Annotated in this window: 6 protein-coding genes and 2 pseudogenes; 5 read left to right on the top strand and 3 right to left on the bottom strand. The window is 73.7% G+C overall.

Features of this window, described 5'->3' with window-relative positions:
- Together ACIQU4_RS42190 and ACIQU4_RS42185 are read left to right on the top strand one after the other, a co-directional pair.
- Nucleotides 1–135 (top strand): annotated as a pseudogene (locus tag ACIQU4_RS42190) (ABC transporter permease); the annotation flags it as partial.
- An 8-nt stretch (nucleotides 136–143) separates the two neighbouring features.
- Nucleotides 144–953: a sirohydrochlorin chelatase gene (locus tag ACIQU4_RS42185; protein WP_403743216.1), complete on the top strand. Its 810-nt coding sequence runs from the start codon at nucleotides 144–146 to the stop codon at nucleotides 951–953.
- A gap of 276 nt (nucleotides 954–1,229) precedes the next feature.
- Here ACIQU4_RS42185 and ACIQU4_RS42180 read toward each other — a convergent pair whose 3' ends face one another.
- Nucleotides 1,230–2,231 carry a ketopantoate reductase family protein gene (locus tag ACIQU4_RS42180; protein WP_403743213.1) on the bottom strand — a complete coding sequence of 334 codons (1,002 nt, stop codon included), beginning with the start codon at nucleotides 2,229–2,231 and terminating at the stop codon, nucleotides 1,230–1,232.
- 46 nt (nucleotides 2,232–2,277) lie between these two features.
- Between ACIQU4_RS42180 and ACIQU4_RS42175 the strand changes: the two genes are divergently transcribed.
- On the top strand, nucleotides 2,278–3,126 hold the full coding sequence (locus ACIQU4_RS42175; protein ID WP_403743210.1) for an aldo/keto reductase: 849 nt from the start codon (nucleotides 2,278–2,280) through the stop codon (nucleotides 3,124–3,126).
- Nucleotides 3,127–3,128: 2 nt separating this feature from the next.
- On the opposite strand, the gene ACIQU4_RS42170 is transcribed toward ACIQU4_RS42175, so the two are convergent.
- Both ACIQU4_RS42170 and mgt read right to left on the bottom strand, forming a co-directional pair.
- Nucleotides 3,129–3,680, bottom strand: coding sequence for a DUF1697 domain-containing protein (locus ACIQU4_RS42170; protein ID WP_403743207.1), 552 nt, complete (start codon nucleotides 3,678–3,680; stop codon nucleotides 3,129–3,131).
- Nucleotides 3,677–4,953, bottom strand: a pseudogene (gene mgt / locus ACIQU4_RS42165) (macrolide-inactivating glycosyltransferase). Before mgt ends, ACIQU4_RS42170 begins: the two are co-directional and overlap by 4 nt.
- 73 nt (nucleotides 4,954–5,026) lie before the next feature.
- Here mgt and ACIQU4_RS42160 point away from each other — a divergent pair.
- Complete coding sequence (locus ACIQU4_RS42160; protein WP_403743205.1) at nucleotides 5,027–5,887, top strand: phosphotransferase enzyme family protein; 861 nt, start codon at nucleotides 5,027–5,029, stop codon at nucleotides 5,885–5,887.
- Between the two features lie 23 nt (nucleotides 5,888–5,910).
- On the top strand, nucleotides 5,911–6,540 hold the full coding sequence (locus tag ACIQU4_RS42155; RefSeq protein ID WP_403743202.1) for a hypothetical protein: 630 nt from the start codon (nucleotides 5,911–5,913) through the stop codon (nucleotides 6,538–6,540).
- The last annotated feature ends 90 nt before the right edge of the window (nucleotides 6,541–6,630 follow it).

Below are 6,630 nucleotides of genomic sequence, written 5' to 3'. Positions count from 1 at the left end.
AACAACATCGACCTCCCCGGCGTCTTCCTCGCCATCACCCTGATCCTCGTCGTCGGCATCGCCATCGACCTCCTCCTCTTCAGCCCCCTCGAACGCTGGGTCCTGCGCAACCGCGGCCTACTGATCAAGAACTGAGTCGCGCCATGCGTTCCCCGTTCCGCGCCACCGGCGCCCGCCCCGTCACCGGTCCCACCGGTCCCACCGGCGCGCCCGTCCTGCTGGTCATCGCCCACGGCAGCCGCGACCCGCGCCACGCGGCGACCGTGCACGCCCTCACCGGGCGGGTACGGTCGCTGCGGCCGGGGCTGCGGGTGAAGACGGCCTTCCTGGACTTCGACACCCCGACCGTGGCGCAGGTGACCTCCGCCCTGTACCGGTCCGGCGTACGGGAGATCGTGGCCCTCCCGCTGCTCCTGACCCGGGCGTTCCACGCGAAGTCCGACATACCCGCGGTGCTGGCCGAGGCCACGTCCCGCCTGCCGGACCTCTCGGTCCGGATCGCGGACGTCCTCGGCCCGTCCCCGCTGCTGGTCGGCGCCCTGGAGCGCCGCCTCGCGGAAGCGGGCCTCACCCCGGCGGACCGCGCCACCACCGGTGTGGTGCTCGCGTCCGCCGGTTCCTCCGACCCGGAGGCGATCGCAGTGATCGCTGAAATCGCGCGGGAGTGGCGGCACACCGGTTGGTGCGCCGTGCGGCCTGCGTTCGCCTCCGCCCGCCTGCCCCGTACGGAGGACGCCGTACGGGCCCTGCGCGCCGAGGGCGTGCGCCGGGTGGCGGTGGCCCCGTACGTCATCGCCCCCGGGCGTCTGCCGGACCGTATCGCGGCGGGCGCGGAAGCCGCCGGGGCGGACCTGGTGGCCGATGTCCTCGGCGCGGCCCCCGAACTGGCCCGCCTGCTCCTGCGCCGCTACGACACGGCGGCGCGCGGCGTGCCCCTCCTCGCCGCGGCCTGATTCTCGTTCGGGTGAATCCAGGGCTCGGGTCCGGTGATCACGGGTAGTCCAGCCGCGAGCTTCCGTGCATCACACACGGGACCGACCGTCCTGGCCGCCCCAGGAGGGCTGATGTCCATGTCACGCCGTACGCGCAAGCTCCTCACCACGTCCGTCGCCGCCCTGATCCTGTCCGTCGCGGGGGCGGGCCTCACCGCCCCCGCGAACGCCGCCGCCCCCTGAACAACCCGTCCAGCCAGGCGACCTGGCGCAGCGACCGCACGTTCTGACGAGCGTCTACGCCCTGGCCGACGCCTCGTCGACCAGGGCCGTCAGGTCCTCGATCGACATCGCGCCCGGCGGGAGGCCTTCGCGGGCGAAGATGTTCGCCGCGTGGCGGAGGGTGTCGTTCACCGGGGTCGGGACCCCGTGGAGGCGGCCCAGCAGGGAGATCTCGCCGTTGAGGTAGTCCGCCTCGATGGAGCCGGTGCCCCGGCGCAGGGACTGCCAGGAGGAGCCGCCGCGCACGCCGGGCGGCTGGTCGACCTTGCCGTCACGGGCCGCCGCCTGTTGCGCGTCGGAGGCGTACGCGATCCCCGCCGCCCCGAGCACCGCCCGCCCCTCCCGCTGCGCGCGCAGCAGCAGGGCCGTCTTCGCCGGGTGCGGTTCGGGGCCCGTCGTCGCCTGGACGGCGTTGCCCAGGTTCCCCAGCAGCTTCGCGTACTTCCACCGCATGACGTCCTCGACGACCGGCGCCTCGAAGCCGGACCCCTCCAGGTCGGCCGCGATCCGCCGGGCCCGCGCGTCCGCGCCCCCGGCCGCGAGTCCGATGTGCAGGATGCCCGTCAGCGGCGCGCACAGCGCGGAGACCACGCCCGGCTCCAGGAAGGTGGCGGGCAGCCAGACGCAGACCCCGTACACGCGGGCGAAGCGGCGCAGCGCCAGCCGCTCGCTCTCCACCCCGTTCTGGGCGCACAGCACCGGCAGGCGCTGCGCCGCCGTACCGCCGCCCGCCACTTCCGCGTCGCCCCACGCGTCGAGCGCGGCGATCGCGTCCTGGGTCTTCACGGTCAGCAACAGGACGTCGTCCGGCCGCAGTTCACCGAGTTCCGCCGGTCCCGTGACCACGGGGATCCGGTGCACCCGGGCCCCGTCCGCCGTGGTGAGCCGCAACCCGTCCGCCGTGAGGGCCTGCGCGTGCGCGCCGCGCGCGACGAGGACCACCTCGGCGCCCGCCTCCGTCAGCCGTCCGCCGATGGTCGCGCCGATCGCCCCGGCGCCGATGATGATGTAACGCATGGCCAGGAGCCTGGCACATCCGGCGCCCCGCGATACCGTCGGGGGCATGGTGGACGACGTGTTCCTTCTCGGCGGAGAACTCCCCGTGCGGCGGCTCGGCCTCGGCACGGGCGGCCTGGTCGGCCCCGGCTACTGGGGCCCGCGCGGCAGCCGCGCCGAGGCCCGGGCCCTGCTCCTCACCGCCGTCGAGCGCGGTGTCACGCTCATCGACACCGCCGACAACTACGGGCCCGACCTGGCCGAGGAGCTGATCGCCGAGGCCCTGCACCCGTACGGGGAGCAGCTCGTCGTCGCGACGAAGGGCGGGGTGGTGCGCACCGGCCCCGACCGGTGGCATGTCGCGGGGCGGCCCGAGCAGCTGCGGGCGATGTGCGAGGCGAGCCTGCGGCGGCTGCGGGTGGAGAGCATCGGCCTCTACCAGCTGCACCGCTTCGATCCGGAGGTTCCGGTGCCGGAACAGCTGGGCGCGCTGGCGGGTTTGCGGTCGCAGGGCAAGATCCGGCACATCGGCCTGGACACGGTGACCGCCGAACAGCTGCGGCAGGCGCTGGAGGTCGTCCCGGTCGCCGCCGTGCAGAACCCGTACAACCTGATGGACCGTTCCTCGGCGGAGGTGCTCGCGCTGTGCGAGGCGCGGGGGATCGCGTTCCTCCCGTACTACCCCCTGGGCAGCGGCGCCCTGACGCGCGAGAGCGCGGCCGCGGTGACCGCCGTGGCCACCGAGCACCGTGCGGGGCCGGGGCAGATCGCGCTGGCCTGGCTGCTGCACCGGTCGCCGGTGCTGTGTCCCACGCCGGGGACCGGGTCCCTGGCCCACCTGGCCGAGAACCTGGACGCGGCGGCCATCCGGCTGACGCCCCGGGAGCTGGCGGTCCTCGACGCGCTCGGCGGGTAGCGTCAGTCGGACGTGAGCTCGACGAGCTTGACCACGGTGTTCCAGTTGCGGCTCGTCGCGTCGATGCCCTTGAAGACGGCGGGCCTGTGGAGCGCCTCGCCCAGTTTGGAGCGGCCCAGGCCGTCCGGGGCGTAGAGGTAGACCACCCGGTCGCCGATCCGGTACTCCTCCGGGAGGTACGCGGGCCCGTCGATCGCGGCGAACCGCTCCTCGGCGGGCTGCGCGGAGAGGAAAGTGGCGTGCAGCTGCTTGCCCTCCAGCTCGGCGGCCGGGAAGGGGCAGGCCTCGGCGACGGCGCGCAGATACTCCCCGTCGACCATCAGGCAGGCCACGGTGAAGCCGAAGCGGGCCTCGATGGCCCGCTCCAGCGATCGGGCCAGGGCGGCCTGGTCCTTCTCCGGGCTCGTGAAGACGGCGTTGCCGCTCTGGAGGTACGTCTGCACTTCGGTGAGGCCGAGGTCCGCCAGGACCTCGCGCAGCTCGGCCATCGGGACCTTCTTGGCCCCGCCGACATTGATCCCGCGCAGCAGTGCCGCGTACTTCTTCGTGGTCATGACCGAACGATAGGGCGACGCACCGACAGTGAGGCCAGTTCGGCCTCGATGAGGTCGGCGGCCGCTCGCGTACCGCCCTCGGTGGCCATCGCCGCGCGGATCGCCTCGGCGCGGGCGGCGACCTCGGGGTCCTCGACGAGTGCGCGGACGGCCTCCCGCAGGGTGCGGGCGTCGGCCTCCTCCATGGGGACGTTCCGGGCGACGCCCAGGCCCTGGAGCATGTCGGCGTTGCCGAACTGGTCGACGGCCTGCGGGACGGCGACCATCGGGGTGCCGGTGGCGAGGCCTTCCTGGCTGCCGCCGGCGCCCGCGTGGGTGATGAAGGCGTCGGCCCGGCGCAGGATGTCCAGCTGGGGAACCCAGCGGTGGACCTCCACGTTGGCGGGGACCGCGCCGAGTTCGGCCTCGTCGGTGAACCTGCCGATCTGGAGGACGACATGCCAGTCGGGGAGGTCGCCGAAGGCCTCGATGCAGGCGCGGTAGAACGCGGGCTGCTTGGTGAAGGTGGAGCCGAGGGAGACCAGCAGCACCTTCTTCCCGGCGGCCGCGGCCGGGCGCTCCCAGGTGCCCTGGGCGGCGCTGCGGTCGCCCTGGCAGGCGCCGACGAAGGTGTGGACGGACTCGTCGACGCGGTCGGCGTGGGGCTGGAGGACGCGCGGGATGAGCACGATGCTCCGGCGCGGCCGGCCGGCGAACGAGTCGCTGTCCTCTTCGATGCCGTTCTCGTCGAGCCAGGCGCGGAAGCGGGCGTGGTACGCCCGCCCGCGCTCGGAGGCGAGCAGTCCGGCCGTCATCGGTTCGCCGACCTCCTCCTCGTACCCGGTCCAGGCGACCAGGTTCGGGGAGAGGGAGACGGCGGGGACGCCCCAGCGGTGGGCGAGGACGCGCGCCGGGTAGGAGGTGATGTCGTGGAGGACGAGGTCGGGCTCGTCTCCCTCGAAGGCGGCCACGAGCTGCGGCAGGGCCTGGACGGCGTCGTTCAGGAACGGCTCGATGTTGTCGATGAGCTCGGTGCCCCAGGCTTCGGGCTCGTCGTCGGTGGGGAGGGTGGAGTTCCAGATCACCGGAGTGGCGCCGGTCTCCGCGATCTTCTCGGCGAAGGAGGCGGGGATGGCGTAGCTGACGCGGTGGCCGCGGGCGACGAGTTCCCGGATCACTTCGATGCTCGGGTTCACATGCCCGTGGGCGGCGATCGAGAACATGGCGATGTGTGCGGGCTTGGCTGAGGTCATGGATCGAGCCTAACGAGACGGTACGTCTCGTGCAACGCGATTTTCCGGCCGCTCGCGGTTTGGGGGTGCGAGACTTGGCGGATCCACGAAGATCCGGATCCGGAGAGACACGGCATGGACGAGGCGCAGGCCAGGGACGTACTGACGGCGGCGGGCCTGACGGGACCGGCCGGGCCGCCCGCGCTGCTGGCGCTGGGCGAGAACGCGGTGTTCGCGGCCGGCGACCTGGTGGTGAAGGTCGGCCGGGAGGCGGCGCTGCTGGAGCGGGCCGAGCGGGAGCTCGCGGTGGCGGGCTGGCTCGAACATGCCGGGGTCCCGGCGGTCCGCGCCGCCGAGCCGGAGGCGCGGCTGGTGACGGGGCACCCGGTGACGGTGTGGCACCGCCTCCCGGACCCGGTCCGCCCGGCCGGCCCGGAGGACCTGGCGGTGCTGCTGCGGCAGATCCACGCCCTCCCGGCGGCGCCGTTCGCGCTGCCCGCGCGGGACCTGCTGGGCGGGGTCGAGCGCTGGCTCCGGCTGGCCGGCGAGGCCGTCGACCCGGCCGACGCCGCGTACCTGCGGGCCCGGCGCGACGCCTACGCCGGCGAGGTGGCCGCGCTGACCCCGCATCTGCCGCCGGGCCCGATCCATGGCGACGCCCTGCCCCGCAACGTCCACGTGGGCCCGGCCGGGCCGGTCCTGGTGGACCTGGAGACCGTCTCGACCGATCTGCGCGAGCACGACCTGGTGGTGATGGCCCTCTCCCGCGACCGGTACGGCCTGCCGGCGCAGGCGTACGAGGCCTTCGTGACGGCGTACGGCTGGGACGTACGCGACTGGGAGGGCTGCGCGGTACTCCGCGGCGCCCGCGAAACGGCCAGCTGCGCCTGGGTGGCCCAACACGCCCCGACCAACCCGAAGGCCCTGACCGAATTCCGCCGCCGCGTCACCTCCCTGCGCGCCGCCGACCCGGAAACCCGCTGGCACGCCTTCTAGGAGTCCCGTATCAAAGAACGCATATGAGACTGCACACCACGATCCACACCGCCCGTCTGGGCGCGACGGAGTTCAAGGTCATCCGCCCGGCCCGGACCCCGGCCCGCGCGGTGCTCTTCGACGACCCCTGGTATCTGAACGGCTGCTTCGATCAGGAAGCCGCGCACGTCACGGCGGGGTTGTGGGCACTGGCGGCCACGTCGCCCCGGTCGCTGGTCCATCTGCCGATCCGGGCCAACGCGAAGGACGGCCCGGACGCGGCCACGGGCGCGCAGCGCCCGCTCGACCTGGTCTTGCTGCACCACTCCCTGCAGTTCGCCCCGTCCCGGTGGAAGGAGCTGCGCAGCCGACTCGGCCGCGGACGGCCGCGCACCGTGGACCTACCCGCCCCCGACCCCGACGCGGCGCCCGAGGCATCCGACCGGCACCACCGGGAGAACCGGGACCGGTTCCACCAGGAAATCCACAGCGAGACGCTGTTCATGACCGGCAGCACCCGGACGCTCCGGAAGGCGGCCGCGGTGTTCGCCGGCCTCGCGCGCGAGGGTCCCCGCCGGGCGTTCAACCATGGGGGCAGGCACTACTGCAGGTCCGTGGACTGCGATCCCGCCGACCGCGACCTGCACATCGAGTACCGCGAGGAGTGGCCCTAGGTGTATTGCCCAGTGAGGTTGGGGACGCGGCTGGCGGGTGGTTTGCCTGCGAGCGCGGTGTGTCCGCGGTGGTGATTGTAGGTGTGCAGC

The organism is Streptomyces sp. NPDC090741, from assembly GCF_044769045.1.
Taxonomy (GTDB): Bacteria; Actinomycetota; Actinomycetes; order Streptomycetales; family Streptomycetaceae; genus Streptomyces.
This window is presented reverse-complemented; position numbering and strand designations above follow the sequence as displayed.

Coding starts and splice junctions, on each gene's coding strand:
- ACIQU4_RS42185 (WP_403743216.1), top strand. CDS start 144: ATGCGTTCCCCGTTCCGCGCCACCGGCGCCCGCCCCGTCACCGGTCCC.
- ACIQU4_RS42180 (WP_403743213.1), bottom strand. CDS start 2,231: ATGCGTTACATCATCATCGGCGCCGGGGCGATCGGCGCGACCATCGGC.
- ACIQU4_RS42175 (WP_403743210.1), top strand. CDS start 2,278: ATGGTGGACGACGTGTTCCTTCTCGGCGGAGAACTCCCCGTGCGGCGG.
- ACIQU4_RS42170 (WP_403743207.1), bottom strand. CDS start 3,680: ATGACCACGAAGAAGTACGCGGCACTGCTGCGCGGGATCAATGTCGGC.
- ACIQU4_RS42160 (WP_403743205.1), top strand. CDS start 5,027: ATGGACGAGGCGCAGGCCAGGGACGTACTGACGGCGGCGGGCCTGACG.
- ACIQU4_RS42155 (WP_403743202.1), top strand. CDS start 5,911: ATGAGACTGCACACCACGATCCACACCGCCCGTCTGGGCGCGACGGAG.